Origin of the sequence: Marinobacter persicus (genome assembly GCF_002934325.1) — a bacterium.
Lineage (GTDB): Bacteria > Pseudomonadota > Gammaproteobacteria > Pseudomonadales > Oleiphilaceae > Marinobacter > Marinobacter persicus_A.
Window position 1 is genome coordinate 157,514 of the sequence record NZ_PTIV01000003.1, and the last position, 14,472, is coordinate 171,985.

The following is a 14,472-nucleotide window of genomic DNA, read 5'->3' on the forward strand; positions in this document are numbered from 1 at the left end:
AAGTTGGCTCTTAGCCGCCAGCTCGCTTAACGGTCCAGCCTTTTTGCTCCAACAAGGGCACCAGAACATCGCGCTGGTCACCCTGAATCTCCACCACGCCGTCTTTCACGGTACCGCCGGTACCACACTTGCCTTTCAACACCTTGGCGTAGGCTTTCAGTTCTTTTTCCGCCAAGGGAATACCGGTAATCAGGGTCACGCCCTTACCCTTGCGGCCCTTGGTTTCGCGACTGACACGCACAATCCCGTCACCCTTGGGCGCGGACTCCTGGCCGCAGGTACACTCATCCACCGGGTTCCGGCATTCGGGACACATGCGCCCCTGCTCGGTGGAGAAAACCAGACCGCCTCGTTTTTTCATGCCCACACTCGGTCTCCGTCAGTTACTCAATTGCTGTCCGGAGGGTATTTGGAAAACATGTCCGAGACAACCTCATCGATCACTTTACGACGGGTTTCCGGGGACTGGTCTTCATTCAGGTAACGCCGGCCTGCCGCCTGCCAGACCACCTCATCGGTTTCCCGATCGGCAAAGCGCACAACCAGCTTACCCTCGGTGATTTCACGCACGGGCGGTGGCGCGGCAACACCCCAGCCAAAATGATCGTAACCAAAACCGAAGCCGAGACCCACACCACTTTGCTCCAGGCGCTCTTCCTGAACAATCCGCCAGTCCACCAGCAGGTCGGCTTCGTCCGCCGGCAGCTCTTTCATGGCCTTGAGCCTGAATTCCCGCCGGATGGCTTCACGCACTCGCCGGTCGTCCAGGGATGTAAAACCACCCTCTTCGGCCTTCGGTGCGAACGCCCAACTATCGTATTGGCTGTAAACAACCGCCGGATTGTAATCGGTGACGCTGCTGGCGGCACAACCAGCCAGCACCACAGTAGCCAGTATTAGAAACAGGGAACGCATGCTGGTGCCTCCTAATCGGATGCATTTTCCACAGTATACGACGATCAAGCTCCGCATGAGTGGCCAGCGGTTCAGGTTTCGAAACGGTAATCCAGCTTGCGGGCCTCACAGAAAGCCGAGAAATCATCGACCCCGGCTTCAGGCAGTGAAATGGTCGCCTGAACCTGACTCCCATAGCCTATCTCTTCCACCACACCTTCGTTATTTTCACACCAGTGGCGGATTGGCTGCTCATCGGCAAAATCAAACCTCAGCAGGGCCTGCGCGCGGGTTTGCTGAACCTCACGCCCGACCTCCGAGAGCACGCTCTCTGCCGCACCCGCATAGGCTCGCACCAGGCCACCGGCGCCTAGCTTGATGCCACCAAAATAGCGGATCACGATCACCAGCACATCGCCCATGTCTTTATGCTGAATCACGTTCAGGATGGGCTTGCCAGCCGTGCCGGAAGGCTCGCCATCATCGTTCATGGCGGCTTCGGCAGCCGAACCGGGGCGACCTATCTGGTAGGCCCAGCAAACATGCCGGGCATCCGGAAACTCCTGGTGAGCCCGGGCCACATGCTCGCGCACCTCGTCACGATCACTGACGGGATACACCCGGGCAATAAAACGGCTTTTCTTGATTTCCGTTTCCCGCTCCAGGAACCCGGCGGGTATGGGGTAATCTTTACTCATGCGTTTCAACCATTAATCTCTACCAGCAACATCCGGCACCACCGCTTCGCTTTCCGCTAATCCACGTCAGTCTATCACGATCCTTCGCCCGTCCTGATGGGGCAGTGATCAGCAAGCGGATTCTGTCGTATGGTGTAGGGACCATTCACTGAGTACGTATTCATCATGGCGAACCCCGATTCCGTTGAGATCACACTGGAGACCCATCCTCGTATTACCGATATCCCGAAACGGGACTGGCAACGACTGGCCGGACATACCAACCCGTTTCTCCGGTATGAGTTTTTCCAGGCGCTGGAGAATTCAGGCTGCACCACCATGGCCACCGGCTGGACACCCAGCCATCTGGTGTTCAGGGTGAACGGGGAAATTTGTGGCGTTGCTCCGGCCTACCTCAAGAGCCATTCCCGGGGTGAATACGTGTTCGACTGGGGCTGGGCGGACGCCTATGAACGCTACGGGCTGCCCTATTATCCCAAGCTGCTGATCGCCATTCCGTTCACGCCTTCCCAGGGGCCACGACTTCTGCTTGCGCCATGGCTGAGGGACGAACTGACGGCTGAGACGTTGCACTCCCTGCTGGATAGCCTGGTCGAGCGTCTGGGAGCCCATTCCTGGCATCTGCTGTATCCGGATTCCGCGGACCAGCAATTATTGGCCCATCCCGACGAACTGCACCGCACCGGCTGCCAGTTTCACTGGCATAGCCACGGCTACGAGAGCTTCGAGGACTTTCTGGGCGCACTCACCTCCCGCAAGCGCAAATCCATTCGCAAGGAGCGTCGACAGGTTACCGGGCAAGGCATCTCATTTCGGTGGTTTCACGGGCGGGACATTCCCGATTCGGTGCTCTCCGCATTTTACGTATTCTACCGCGCCACCTACCTGAAACGGGGCCAACGCCCGTACCTGAACCAGACTTTCTTCGAGCAGTTGCGGGAAAACATGCCGGAACATCTTCACATCGTTATGGCGCTCCGTGACGGAGAAATGATTGCCGGCGCCCTGTTCCTGTCCGGCGTCACGACACTGTACGGGCGCTACTGGGGCTGCCTGGAGGAATACGACCATCTGCATTTCGAAACCTGTTACTACCAGGGCATTGAGCTGGCGTTAGAGCTGGGCCTGTCCCACTTTGATGCCGGCGCCCAGGGCGAGCACAAGCTGGTGCGCGGGTTCGAGCCAGTCATCACGCATTCCTGGCACGGGATTCGACACCCGGCGTTTCGGGAGGCCATTGCCAACTTCATCGACGAAGAAGCGGAGCACGTGCAGGCCTACTACGAGGAGGCCAGGGCCCTCCTGCCGTTTAAGCAGGTAGAATAAGGCCACAGCACCCTCAAGCATCCAGTGCCGGAATTTAATCCGGCTGCTCTGGCTGGATGCTAGTGTCCCGTCTGGTTAATTCGTTGACCTACTGAGCCACTGAGAGCGTTGAGAGCAAGGCGTGCTAATGAAGGTATGGTGGTTCCATATCGAATTAGCGCAACGCGGCTATCAACGCTCTCAGCGGCTCCCGAAGGGCGTAGCTCTGGGATTCCTGGCCGGTGTTGCCAGCGCTTGCTGTGGAACCACCACACCTGCACGCTGGCGCCTTGGCCAGGAATCCCAGAGCTACGCAGTAGATCAACGAATTAACCAGACGGGACACTAGCCAGGGTATCCGCCTGTAGTTTTTTCAGGTGTTCGCTGATGGTCACGGAATAATCTGGCGCCTGGTCCAGGGTCCTCTGCAGTTCGGGCAGGGCCAGAATCTGCTCCCAGGCCCAGTCTTCCTGATCTTCCATGGAGCCGATGGCACCCGCCAACAGGCGCCCCTGTTGCATCAGGGGCCGAAGCAAGGGAGTGCCGGGGAATTCTTCATCAATGCCAGCAATGACATCGCCAACATGGTTGCCATCGGAGTCGCTTTCCCGGAAGACCTGCTTGGCGCCGGGCCAGGAGGTTTTTCCCGACGAGTTTTTCATCCGTGGCTCACCGGCATACACCGTCAGTTTATAGGCCAGCTCCAGCGAGGGCGCGTCGCTGGCCGCACCAATCGCCGTCCCCACACCGTAGCCGTCAATGGGCACATTCTGTTCACGTAACGCGGCAATGCGGTATTCGTCCAGGCCGCCACTGGCGAGAATCTTGATGTCATGGAACCCGGCTTCATCCAGTATATGGCGGCACTCGATGGCCTGACCGGCCAAGTCGCCGGAATCCAGCCGGATGGCGCCAATCTCCACCTCGGGCTCCTCCTGCAACCAGTCGACAATCCGCCGGACGGCCCGCAGGGTATCGTAGGTATCCACCAGCAGGGTGGTGCCGGGATACAGCCGGGCGTAAACCTTGAAGGCGTCCATTTCATCCGGGTACGCCTGGACAAAACTGTGAGCCATGGTGCCACTGACACCCAAGCCGGCATCCAGCCCCGCCCGAATGTTGCTGGTGCCGGAAAGCCCGGCCAGGCGGTAGGCGCGCACACCGCGATGGGCCGCATCCAGGCCATGCATGCGGCGCATGCCAAAATCGATTACCGGGCGGTCGCCGGCCGCCAGTTTGACCCTGACGGCCTTGGAGGCCAGCACCGTTTCCAGGTGTACGTAATTCATGACCAGGCTTTCGAGCATCTGCGCCTCGGCTATGGGTGCATCCACCTCCAGCAGCGGCTCCTGGGGATACACCGGCGTGCCTTCCGGCATCGCCCGGATACTGCCGGTGAACCTGAAATCCTGCAGCCACTCGAGGAAGTCGGGACGAAAGCGATTCAGCTGCTCCAACTGTTCAATCTGCTCTGATGTGAACCGCAGGTTCTCAATCACTTCGGCCACACGCTGCTGGCCACAGGCAAGCATGAAATTTCGGTGTTCGGGCAATTCCCGGAAAAACAGGCTGAATGTGGCCGTCTCGGTCATACCCTCAGACCAGTAGGCCTGGACCATGGCCAGCTCGTAGAGATCAATCACCAACGAGAGATCTTCTTCACGGATCACCAAGGCACCTCCTACGGTAAAACTCAGGTTATGGTCGCGCCGGCGGACTTGAGTTCCTCAAATACCTCATCCGCACTGGAGGCATCCACCGCCCGGGTACCGTCCTGAACCAATTCCACCTCGAAGCCCAACTTCAGGGCATCCAGAACTGACGCTCGCACACAGACGTCCAGCGCCAGACCGACCACCCGGAGCCGGCTTATGGATTGCCGTTTCAGGAAACTATCAAGGTCGGTGCCATCAAAGGCGGAATAGGCGTCCTGATCAAAGGCGGTGCCCTTGCTCACCCGCACGGCACTGTCGGGAAGATTCATCTCGGGATGGAACTCAGCGCCATGGGTATCCTGGACACAATGGGGCGGCCAAGGCCCGTCACGGTCCTCGAAGCTGACGTGATCAACGGTATGCCAGTCACGACTGGCAATGATTCTTTCGCCGTGGTGGCTTGCGTCCAGAATCAGTTCATTGACCACGGGCATGATGTCACTGGCCTCGGGCACTTCGAGGCTACCGCCCTCGCAGAAATCATTCTGGATATCCACCAGTAACAACGCACGATCCGGAGTCGCCATAAAGCACCTCCGCACGATTAAGTTGAATGACTGTACTACTCAGACTAGAAGACGAGCCGTTAACACACAAACGGACGCCCGTCGTGGCGGGGCTCATGCCCCTTGGGATCAGCCCAGGTAACGAACACTGGCCGCTGCCACCAGGCCTGCGCTGATGGCCGGCAATGGTTTTCTCAGAGCCAGCATGGTGACCGCAGTGGCCAACAGTGCCGCCAGGGCGCCCAAGTCCCCGCCCACCGCCATGGGCACAATGATAGCGATCAGCACCGAACTGGCCATGGTGTTGATGAAACTCTCAATACGAGGACTGATGGGCACAAACGACATCAGGAAGACGCCGCCAAAGCGGGTGACCAGGGTGACCAGGGCCATGAGTGCAATCAGCCCGAAAATGCCTGCCGGGGTGGTCTCAATCGCCATGATCCGCCTCCCCTTCTCTGTTCACCGCACTCTTGCCTGTCTTATCCAGCCAGAAGAAGCCGACCGCGCCACCGGCAAGGGCACCCACCACCACGTGCATGTTGGACGGCAACCACTTCCAGGCCGCCAGTGAGGCGAAACCCGCCACCAGCCAGGCGACCAGTACCCGGGGCGATTTCTTGCCGCCCAATGCCATTGCCAGCAGGAAACAGCCCAGAACCATATCCAGCCCCAAGGCCTTGGGGTTTTGCAGCAGGCCGCCGAAATAGACACCCAGCGCAGTGCCAATAATCCACGCCAGCCAGAGCACCAGACCACCACCAACAATCACTTCCAGATTTCGCCGCCCACTCTGGTATTCCTGGGCCGCGACCGCCCAGTTGGCATCCGTCAGCAACAGCAGCAGAGCATACCGCTTACCGGGCGAGACATCCTTGAGCATGGGATAGAGCGAGGCGCCCATCAGCAGATGGCGGGAGTTGATGGCAAACACCACGGCCAGCAATGGCAGCACCGAGACCTGGGTACCCCACATATCCAGTGCCGCAAACTGGGAGGCCCCGGCAAACACCACGGAACTCATAATCAGGGATTCGAAGGGGGACAGACCGACCTGGACGGCCGCCAGGCCAAAGGCAGCACCGAACGCCACCACAAAAAACGAGATGGGGAGCAGACGGAAGAACTCCGAGCGCACCTTGCGGGGCTGAAATTGATATGGGTAGTTGGCTAATGGCATCGAACAAAGCTATGCCTCGCGCCATTAAATACGAATAGGTAAAAACCCTTACAGCAGGCCGAGCGAGGCTTCCAGGGTTTCTCCAATGCGGGCATTGAGCTTTAACGTGACCAGATCATCGGCCCGGGTCCGGCCGAGGTTCAGCGTGGCGATGGGCTTATCCCACTCTCTGGCGTAACGGCAGAAGCGGAACCCCGAATACACCATCAGCGAGGAACCAATTACCAGCAGGCCATCACTGTGCTTCAGGGTATCGAGCGCCGAATAGACGCGCTCTTTCGGAACGAAGTCGCCAAAGAACACCACATCAGGCTTCAATATGCCGCCGCATTTCGGGCAATTGGCAGGCCGGAAGTCCGAGAAATCCACGTCCAGGTCCGCGTCACCATCCGGTGCAGTCTCCGCAGTGTATTGCTCGAATCCGGGATTCAACTGGGCACAGCGCTCGTGGACGGCATCCCGGGGGCAGCGGTAACCGCAGCTCATGCACACCACTTCGTCCGCCCGGCCGTGCAGGTCGGTCACCCCATGGGTGCCGGCCTTCTGGTGCAGGCGATCCACGTTCTGGGTCACCACCAGACGGCTGTGGTCCAACAACTCCAGTTCGGCGATATGATGGTGCGCGGGATTGGGGGTGGCGGTGCGCATCACTGGCCAGCCGATCAGGCTGCGCCCCCAGTAGCGCTGGCGGGTGGTGAAGCTTTCCATGAAGTCCTGGTGCTGGACCGGTTGCTTGCGCTTCCAGGCGCCCTCGCCGTCCCGGTAATCGGGAATGCCGGAATCGGTGCTGACACCGGCCCCGGTGAGGATCATCAGCCGGGGATGTCGGGCGATGAATTCCGCCAGCAATCCGCCTGCTTCTTCCGGCTCGTGCAACACGGATGGCTGCACAGCCTCGGGCAGGCGATCCCTGACACTGAACGGGCGGCTGCGTTGATGGGCTTCAGGCATAGGGGCTCCGGCGCTCAGCCCGGTTTGCGGGCCACATAGACGGTGTTGAACGATTCCCGGTTCTGGAACGGGTTGAAAAAGGATACGACGTGACAGTCCACATCGATGAATACCTTATTCAGTTCTGCCATGAAATTTTCATCTTCCCCTTCATTGGACCACATGGCAAACACCCCGCGAGGTTTGAGCTGGCGGGCCATCAGGGTCAGGTTCTCAGCCGTATAGAAGCTGGCACTGGAATCATGCAGCAAGGCCCGGGGCGAGTGGTCGATGTCGAGCAGGATGGTGTCGAAGGCTTTTCCAGGCGCCTCGGGATCAAAGCCGCCGCTGGCCGGGTCGGCGACGGCCATGTCGAAGAAGCTGCCATGAATGTAGCGGCTTCGGGCATCGGCGTTAAGATCCTTGCCCAGGGGCACGAATTCACGCTGGTGCCAGCCAATCACCGGCTCCAGATATTCCACCACCAGCAGTTCGGCCACGCGCAGGTGTTTCAGGGCCGCCACGGCGGTGTAGCCGAGGCCCAAACCGCCAACCACGACACTCAGGTTGTCGCCTTCGGTGGCTCCCAGGCCGATGTCGGAGAGGGCGATTTCGGCGTCCACGAACATACTGGACATGAGGAATTCCTCGCCCAGTTTTACCTCGAAGATGTCCCGGTCACCCAGGGCCGGGATTTTGCGGCGGCGCAGGGTGATCTCACCGATGACGGAAGGTTGGCTGTCGATTTGTTCGAAGAGTCGTCCCATTAGAGGCTCGCGTTTACTGACTTGTTTTAGATAAGACTGGGGGCTTGGGATTCCGGAGCCAACTACTCCCCTGGTCTCTCAGAGCTAACGGCATTGAAGCACGAATCGAGAATGGCCTTCATCTTCTCCACACCCAACTCCTCCATCAACTCAATGTTCCGCTGCGGAATCCCGTCGACATCCTGATAATTATTAATGGCCGCCTCCAGGCTGGCTTCCCTGATCAGGTGAAACATCGGGTAAGGCGAGCGATTGGTGTAATTCTCCGCCGCCTCCGGCTCGGTGCCCTCGAACTGGTAGTCGGGGTGGAAGCTGGCGATCTGGTAAATGCCTTCCAGATTCATATACGCCAACAAGCCGTCGGTCGCATCCAGGAATTCGTTATAGGCCGGGAAATCCTGCAACACGTTGGGGTGCACCAGCAAGGTGGTTTCAATGCCGGGGTCATCCTCCAGCCTCTGCAATTCCGCGTGCACCGCCTGCAACAGCTCGTCTTCGGTTTCGGCCTCCGAAACCACGAATCGCACCCGGTCACGAACCAGTTCCCGTTTGGCAAATGGGCACAGGTTGTAGCCTACGACAACGTCTTCAACCCATTTTCGGGTGGCACTGATAATCTCAGCTTTTTTCACTCGTTTTATTCCTGATTTATAGGTATCTCAATAGCATAAGCGGCCATTTAAAATCACCAATTCACTCTGGGGCATCCACTAGACCAAAATAGTATTGCTTCTACCCGTTGACGGGAGCACGATTCTGCTCTCTTTTCCTACGTGATCCAAACAAAGGACAACAATTATGACACTCGCAAGTGCACGTCACATTCTTGTTGATAGCGAAAACAAATGCGTCGAGCTGAAGCTGGCCATTGAAAGCGGCAAGGACTTCGCCGAGGTGGCCCGGGAGCATTCTTCCTGCCCGTCCGGCATGCGCGGCGGTGATCTGGGTTCCTTTGGTCGCGGCCAGATGGTACCGGAATTTGACCAGGCCGTGTTCAACAGCGATCTGAAAACCGTGGTTGGCCCGGTCAAGACCCAGTTTGGCTACCACCTGCTGGAAGTGACTTCTCGCGACTGATCACGGGATTGCCCGTTAGTCAGTTGCTATTCAGGCGCCGATTGCCCAGGGATTCCGGGTAATCGGCTCCGCTCCCTTCTCTGTTACCACAATCGTTTCACTGCACCCGATTCCCCATTGCCCCGGTACCCGCAGGCAAATCGGGAGATGGAACACCATGTTTTCCCGAAACTCGGTCTGACTGCCCCGGGCGATAAACCCGGACCCTTCCACCCAGGACGGCGGGAACTGGGCGCCCACGGTGTAACCAAAAACGCCCGAGAAGAACACCCGATCAGCCAGTGGCTCCAAAGCCCCTTCCGCCGCCGCAGCGGCCTGGTCGAAAGTGACGCCGGGGCCAACCGTCGCCAACAGGGCATCGACAATCCGCCGGCAGCCGTCGTGGACCTGGCGCATGTCGTCACTGGGCTGCCCGCCTGCAACCACGGTCTGCATCATTGGGGCGGTATAGCGATACCAGGCCGAGCCGAATTCCAGAAACACCGGGTCGCCCTTTTCAATCCGGGTGCGCCGGTGGTTGCAGTGAATGAAGCTGCTACGCACACCGGTGGTCACGATCGGCTGCATGCTCATGAATTCACTGCCCGCCTCGATCAGTGCCCGCGCTCCCACGGCAGCCACGTCGTTATCGGTCATACCCGGCTCCACCACCTCGCGGGCTACCGCCAGACCCTTTGCCGTTATGCGGGCACTTTTTCGCAAATACTCCAGTTCAGCCGGTGATTTCACCACCCGAATCTGCTTGAGCAGGCCGTTGCCCGGCACAAACCGGACTGAAGGCAACCGGGTCCGCAAACCATCCAGCACGCCGGTGCGCAGGGAACCATGCCAGGCGTCCACCGCAACCTTTTTGATGCCGTCGCTCAAAGCCTCCACCAGCGGTTCGAGCACTTCCTCCACGCTCTCCCAGCGATAGCCGCTGATGTTCTCAACCCGGGTGGTGGTCAACGCTGGTCCCATCTCGATGGAGGGTACCTGCAGCAGCAAGTCGTCGTGGGTAACAACCAGCGCCACATGCACAGACACCTCGAAGGTGCCGTAACCGGTGAGGTAGAAGATGTCGGAGGGGTCGGTGATAAGCACCGCTCCCAGATCCTCTGTTTCCATGCACTCACGCAGCTGCTTCAGCCGCTGGTGGTACTCGGCTTCCGGGAACGGGCATTCCGCACCCCGGAAGCGAGGTGAGAGGGCTTTTCGGTAGGCGTTAAAATCCATGGCAAGTCTCCAGAAAAGTACCTTACGACACTTCTCAAAGAGACTGGACCGAAAACCCCGTTTGTACAAATTTGGCCAGTGGCGGGGGACCGTCAGCCGCCGTTGCTGATCTCGATGTCCGATTCCAGCGACTGGAGCCTGCCCACAAGGAACTCCATCACGATGCGGACCCGCGCCATTTGCTGGGTGTCCTGGTTCACGTGCAGCCACAGGTCCACGTTTTCACCTTCCAGCGGGTCCGACAGGCGTCGCAGGCTCCGTTCGGCTTCACCCAGGTAACAGGGCAGCACGGCCAGCCCCGCCCCATCCCGGGCCAAGGCATACATGGACTGCAGGCTGTTGCAGCGGATGAAGGACGACGCGTTTTTCAGATGCTTTCGGTACCAGCGTCCTGTCGCCAAATGACTGAAGGTTTCATCCGGCACGATCCAGGTGTAGTCCTGCGGGCGGTTCGCCACATCCGGTTTCCGGTTACGCCGGCAGTATTGCGCCGAGCCGTACACCGCCGACTCAATGGCGGCAATGCGCTCTCCTTCCAGGGTCGCCTGCGGTTTGTTTTCCGGTCGCAGGGTCAGATCCGCTTCCCGGTGGCTGAGGTTTGCCACGTCGTTGTCGGTGAGCACCTCCAACTCAATGTGCGGATACTCGCGCACCAACTCGGCCAGAATCGGGCTAAGCAGACCGTTGAGCATGGCGTCTTCGGCGGCGAGGCGAACCTTGCCCACCGGAGCGCCGTCCTGCCCGACCAGCTTGCGCTCCAGGTTTTCCATGTCGGTGGCCAGCCTTTCAGCCTCCCGGAAGGCCATTTCACCCACCGGAGTAAGCTGCAAACCGTTCTGGTTGCGTTCAAAAAATTGCACACCCAGCGACTCTTCCATCTGATCCAGTCGCCGCAACACCGTGGTCTGGTGCACACCCAGTAATTCTCCGGCTTTGGCGAGGGTTCCGCCTATTGCCAGCGCTCGTATATATCGAAGATAATCCCAGTCCATAGCTACTGCATATTTGCAACGAGGGTACGGATTTTAACGTATTCAAGCTGCAAAAAAGAATCCTTAGAATAGTCGGTAAATTAAAGGTAGATCACTAACGAGGAGCCTCTGAATAACTCCGGATCACCTCTGGCCTACAGAGCGGTTCACAATCAAGGCGCGACTTTGCAGTAAGGCTGGCTGCCTTTCAAAAAGTCGCAACGCGGAGTGTGAACTGCTCTGCAGGCCCCGCAGGGCGAGCTCTGAGGGCTTCACCTGCGGTGTTGCAGCTCTTGCCAAGGGCTACGGCCATTGGCTACGAACTGCGCCTTGCATCTGAAGCCCTCAGAGCTCGCAGAGGCGATTCAGAGTTAATCAGAGGCTCCTCACAATCCACCAGATGAAGGAGGAAGGCGCTATGACTCAGAAGCATATCGCAACCGTAAACCCGCTGCCGTCCACTCTCCTCCACAATAGTGCTGAGGTCAGGCGCCAGTATACCCGTGCTGCAGCAAAGCAGGCGGTGCAGTTTATCAGTCGTAAGGTGAGAATTTTCAACCGGAAAGCGGCAAATGTGGCGCAGGACCTGCCACAGGTACAGGGCGGGCACTAAGCCCGCTCAGCTCCACCCCTCCTGTCCCAGGAGGGGTACGAACCTAACATCCCCTATTTCCCTGCGGTCAAACTCCTGATCGGAACGCCGGGTTATCAGCAGCAGCCGTTGAAGCCCCTGCTCCAGACCCACTGGAATCACCAGACGGCCTCCGACACTCAGCTGTTCCTTGAGCGAATCCGGCACGGCAGGTGCCCCTGCGGCCACGCAGATGCCATCAAAGGGTGCGGCCTCCGGCCAGCCCTGGGAACCGTCGCCTGTCTTCACGCGGACCTGTGAAAACCCGGCCTGTTGCAGGTTCTTCTCGGCCTGGCTGGCCACTTCGGGGATTTTCTCCATGGAAAACACTTCCAGCGCCATGGACGCCAGTACCGCTGCAGCGTAACCAGAGCCGGTACCAATATCCAATACCCGCTCACGGCCCTTCAGTTGCAGGGCTTCAGCCATGAGCGCCACGATATAGGGTTGGGAGATGGTCTGCCCACGACCGATGGGCAGCGGATGATCCTCGTAGGCTTCAACGCGCAGATGTTCCGGCACAAACAGCTCCCGGGGAACGCGCCCCATGGCCTGCAGCACCCGGGGGTCGGTTATGCCACGGGAAACCAGCTGATCCTGGACCATCAATTCCCGCAGTGCCTGGTAGTCTCGTGTTTGTTCCCGCATCGTCGACCTCCGCGGTTACAAATCGTCATCGAATGCTCAGGAAGCCTCTGATTAAGAGAATTCTTATCTTTTACGATGGCAGCATTTGGCCAATCTGTCTATTTTTTGACCGCACTCTACGTAAAACTGGTGACCAGTCCGATGCCACTGACCACCAACAGAACCGAGCCCAAAACGCGGAAAAACAGTGCGGTTTCGGCCCTTAGCATGCGCTCGTGCACCCGCAGGCCGATCACATGCCCGACCGCAGCCGCTGGCAACAACCACAGATGGTGAATCAGCTGCAGGTCCACGCCCACCCAGATGAACGCCCCCAGCTTGATCAGCACAAGAATAAACCAGAGCACGAACAGGGAATCCCGCAGCTTTTCTTTTGGCAGGTGCTGGGCTGCCACGGCAATGATCAGCGGCGCGCCGATCAGCGAGGTGCCACTGATGTAGCCGCCGAGCATCAGGAAGAGGACATCAATGGCCTTGCTGCCACTGCGAAACGGTCGGTTGATGATATAGGACACCGAGTACAGCGCCACAATCACAAAAATGATGGCGCTGAGCACATTGCTCGGAAGCGTGAACAAACCGATAACACCAATCATCTTGGGTACGATCAGAATGGTCATCAGCCGCCCGATATAACGCCAGTCGACGGTTCCCTCTGAGGGCTCCTGCCCGGCCCGGGGCTTCTTCCGGTTGTTCATCCAGACCGTTATTGACGAGAAAATCAGCAGGTGCACCGCAATAATGGGCAAGAAGACCAGCGGCTCATCCAGCACCAGCAACAGGAACGGCAGTGACAGCACCGCGCCACCAAAGCCCAGACCGGAACGGACAAAGCCACTCCACACAAAAATCAGCGCAATGAGGATATACTGGGCAGCGGAAAGATCGGCCATGGCATATAACGTCTTCTGCAAAAGCCGCACACGATACCACAACGAGGGAGGTCCGGACCGACATGCCCACGAAGATCGACATTCATTACTGCACCGGTTGTCGCTGGCTTCTGCGCTCGGCGTGGATGGCGCAGGAACTGCTGACCACCTTTGAGGGCGATATTGACGAGCTGAGTCTGCACCCCGGCACCGGTGGCATTTTCGAGATCTACGTGAATGGCAACCGCATCTGGTCGCGCAAGGAGGATGGCGGGTTTCCGGAGATCAAGGAACTGAAACAGCGGGTGCGGGACGAAATCGATCCCGAACGTTCCCTGGGCCATTCTGATACACAAAGCACCAACACCAAGTAACTCGTAAGGATTCCCCATGACATATGCCACCTGGCTGACCATCGTGACCATCTGTGTTCTTGGCGCCATGTCGCCGGGCCCATCACTGGCACTGGTGATGAAACAGACCATGGCCGGTGGTCGGCGCAACGGCGTGATCACGGCGCTGTCTCACGGCCTGGGTGTCGGGATCTACGCGTTTCTAAGCATCCTGGGCCTGGCGGCCGTCATCACGGCCTCACCCACGGCATTTGCGATCCTGCAGTGGGGCGGCGCCGGATATCTGGCCTGGCTGGGCGTGAAGGGCCTGATGTCAAAAGCGAACAACAATGAAGAAATGCCGCCGGCGCCCACCACCAAGAGTGCGGCGCGGGACGGTTTTCTGATCGCCTTCCTGAACCCGAAGATTGCCGTGTTTTTCCTGGCCCTGTTCAGTCAGGTGGTGGGTACCGACACCAGCCTGCTGGCCAAATTCGGCTACGCAGCCACGGCTCTTGCCATCGACACCGGCTGGTACCTGATGGTGGCCTGGCTGTTCTCCAATCCTCGCTGGCTGGAGGCATTGAAACAGCGCGCGGTGTGGTTCGAAAGGATCTTTGGGGCGGTGCTGGTAGGCCTGGCTGGCCGACTGGTGGTGGGAATCGTGAACGGAAGGTAGGAAGCAGAAAAAGGCGCTGGGGGAGACCCAGCGCAAGGACCGACAAGGGCTC

Annotated in this window: 19 protein-coding genes; 5 read left to right on the forward strand and 14 right to left on the reverse strand. The window is 58.8% G+C overall.

Going from position 1 to position 14,472, the window contains the following annotated elements:
- Positions 1-10: 10 nt before the first annotated feature.
- The 3 genes from BY454_RS02980 to BY454_RS02990 form a co-directional block, all read right to left on the reverse strand.
- Entirely contained in the window at positions 11-361 is a 351-nt protein-coding gene (locus BY454_RS02980; RefSeq protein WP_104415203.1) for a translation initiation factor Sui1, read from the reverse strand.
- A 26-nt stretch (positions 362-387) separates the two neighbouring features.
- Positions 388-915, reverse strand: a complete 528-nt coding sequence (locus BY454_RS02985) for a DUF4136 domain-containing protein (RefSeq protein WP_104415148.1) — start codon at positions 913-915, stop codon at positions 388-390.
- 71 nt (positions 916-986) lie between these two features.
- Positions 987-1,592: a YigZ family protein gene (locus BY454_RS02990; protein ID WP_104415149.1), complete on the reverse strand. Its 606-nt coding sequence runs from the start codon at positions 1,590-1,592 to the stop codon at positions 987-989.
- A 165-nt stretch (positions 1,593-1,757) separates the two neighbouring features.
- Here BY454_RS02990 and BY454_RS02995 point away from each other — a divergent pair, with 165 nt between their 5' ends.
- Complete coding sequence (locus BY454_RS02995) at positions 1,758-2,918, forward strand: GNAT family N-acetyltransferase (protein ID WP_104415150.1); 1,161 nt, start codon at positions 1,758-1,760, stop codon at positions 2,916-2,918.
- 308 nt (positions 2,919-3,226) lie between these two features.
- On the opposite strand, the gene BY454_RS03000 is transcribed toward BY454_RS02995, so the two are convergent.
- The 7 genes from BY454_RS03000 to BY454_RS03030 all read right to left on the reverse strand — a co-directional run bounded on the left by BY454_RS03000 (position 3,227) and on the right by BY454_RS03030 (position 8,627).
- Complete coding sequence (locus tag BY454_RS03000; RefSeq protein ID WP_104415204.1) at positions 3,227-4,567, reverse strand: nicotinate phosphoribosyltransferase; 1,341 nt, start codon at positions 4,565-4,567, stop codon at positions 3,227-3,229.
- 23 nt (positions 4,568-4,590) lie between these two features.
- Entirely contained in the window at positions 4,591-5,139 is a 549-nt protein-coding gene (locus tag BY454_RS03005) for a nicotinamidase (RefSeq protein ID WP_104415151.1), read from the reverse strand.
- 108 nt (positions 5,140-5,247) lie between these two features.
- Positions 5,248-5,559 (reverse strand): AzlD family protein, encoded by a 312-nt coding sequence (locus tag BY454_RS03010; RefSeq protein WP_104415152.1) that lies wholly within the window; start codon positions 5,557-5,559, stop codon positions 5,248-5,250.
- Entirely contained in the window at positions 5,549-6,298 is a 750-nt protein-coding gene (locus BY454_RS03015) for an AzlC family ABC transporter permease (RefSeq protein WP_104415153.1), read from the reverse strand. The genes BY454_RS03010 and BY454_RS03015 overlap by 11 nt, the downstream gene beginning before the upstream one ends.
- Before the next feature lie 48 nt (positions 6,299-6,346).
- Complete coding sequence (locus BY454_RS03020) at positions 6,347-7,249, reverse strand: NAD-dependent protein deacetylase (RefSeq protein ID WP_104415154.1); 903 nt, start codon at positions 7,247-7,249, stop codon at positions 6,347-6,349.
- A gap of 14 nt (positions 7,250-7,263) precedes the next feature.
- The gene (locus BY454_RS03025; RefSeq protein WP_104415155.1) at positions 7,264-7,995 is read right to left on the reverse strand and encodes a spermidine synthase; all 732 of its coding nucleotides are present in this window, start codon (positions 7,993-7,995) and stop codon (positions 7,264-7,266) included.
- A 62-nt stretch (positions 7,996-8,057) separates the two neighbouring features.
- On the reverse strand, positions 8,058-8,627 hold the full coding sequence (locus BY454_RS03030) for a DUF1415 domain-containing protein (protein ID WP_104415156.1): 570 nt from the start codon (positions 8,625-8,627) through the stop codon (positions 8,058-8,060).
- A 166-nt stretch (positions 8,628-8,793) separates the two neighbouring features.
- Between BY454_RS03030 and BY454_RS03035 the strand changes: the two genes are divergently transcribed.
- Positions 8,794-9,072, forward strand: coding sequence for a peptidylprolyl isomerase (locus BY454_RS03035; RefSeq protein WP_104415157.1), 279 nt, complete (start codon positions 8,794-8,796; stop codon positions 9,070-9,072).
- 30 nt (positions 9,073-9,102) lie between these two features.
- Here BY454_RS03035 and BY454_RS03040 read toward each other — a convergent pair whose 3' ends face one another.
- Together BY454_RS03040 and BY454_RS03045 are read right to left on the reverse strand one after the other, a co-directional pair.
- Positions 9,103-10,287: a M24 family metallopeptidase gene (locus tag BY454_RS03040; RefSeq protein WP_104415158.1), complete on the reverse strand. Its 1,185-nt coding sequence runs from the start codon at positions 10,285-10,287 to the stop codon at positions 9,103-9,105.
- Between the two features lie 92 nt (positions 10,288-10,379).
- Positions 10,380-11,279 carry a LysR family transcriptional regulator gene (locus BY454_RS03045; protein ID WP_104415159.1) on the reverse strand — a complete coding sequence of 300 codons (900 nt, stop codon included), beginning with the start codon at positions 11,277-11,279 and terminating at the stop codon, positions 10,380-10,382.
- Between the two features lie 397 nt (positions 11,280-11,676).
- Between BY454_RS03045 and BY454_RS03050 the strand changes: the two genes are divergently transcribed.
- Positions 11,677-11,871 carry a hypothetical protein gene (locus BY454_RS03050; protein ID WP_104415160.1) on the forward strand — a complete coding sequence of 65 codons (195 nt, stop codon included), beginning with the start codon at positions 11,677-11,679 and terminating at the stop codon, positions 11,869-11,871.
- Positions 11,872-11,877: 6 nt separating this feature from the next.
- Here BY454_RS03050 and BY454_RS03055 read toward each other — a convergent pair whose 3' ends face one another.
- Complete coding sequence (locus BY454_RS03055) at positions 11,878-12,537, reverse strand: protein-L-isoaspartate(D-aspartate) O-methyltransferase (RefSeq protein WP_104415161.1); 660 nt, start codon at positions 12,535-12,537, stop codon at positions 11,878-11,880.
- Between the two features lie 116 nt (positions 12,538-12,653).
- Positions 12,654-13,430, reverse strand: coding sequence for a TSUP family transporter (locus BY454_RS03060; RefSeq protein ID WP_104415205.1), 777 nt, complete (start codon positions 13,428-13,430; stop codon positions 12,654-12,656).
- 62 nt (positions 13,431-13,492) lie between these two features.
- Between BY454_RS03060 and BY454_RS03065 the strand changes: the two genes are divergently transcribed.
- Positions 13,493-13,783, forward strand: coding sequence for a SelT/SelW/SelH family protein (locus BY454_RS03065; protein WP_104415162.1), 291 nt, complete (start codon positions 13,493-13,495; stop codon positions 13,781-13,783).
- Between the two features lie 16 nt (positions 13,784-13,799).
- Entirely contained in the window at positions 13,800-14,420 is a 621-nt protein-coding gene (locus tag BY454_RS03070; RefSeq protein ID WP_104415163.1) for a LysE family translocator, read from the forward strand.
- Positions 14,421-14,472 lie beyond the last annotated feature (52 nt).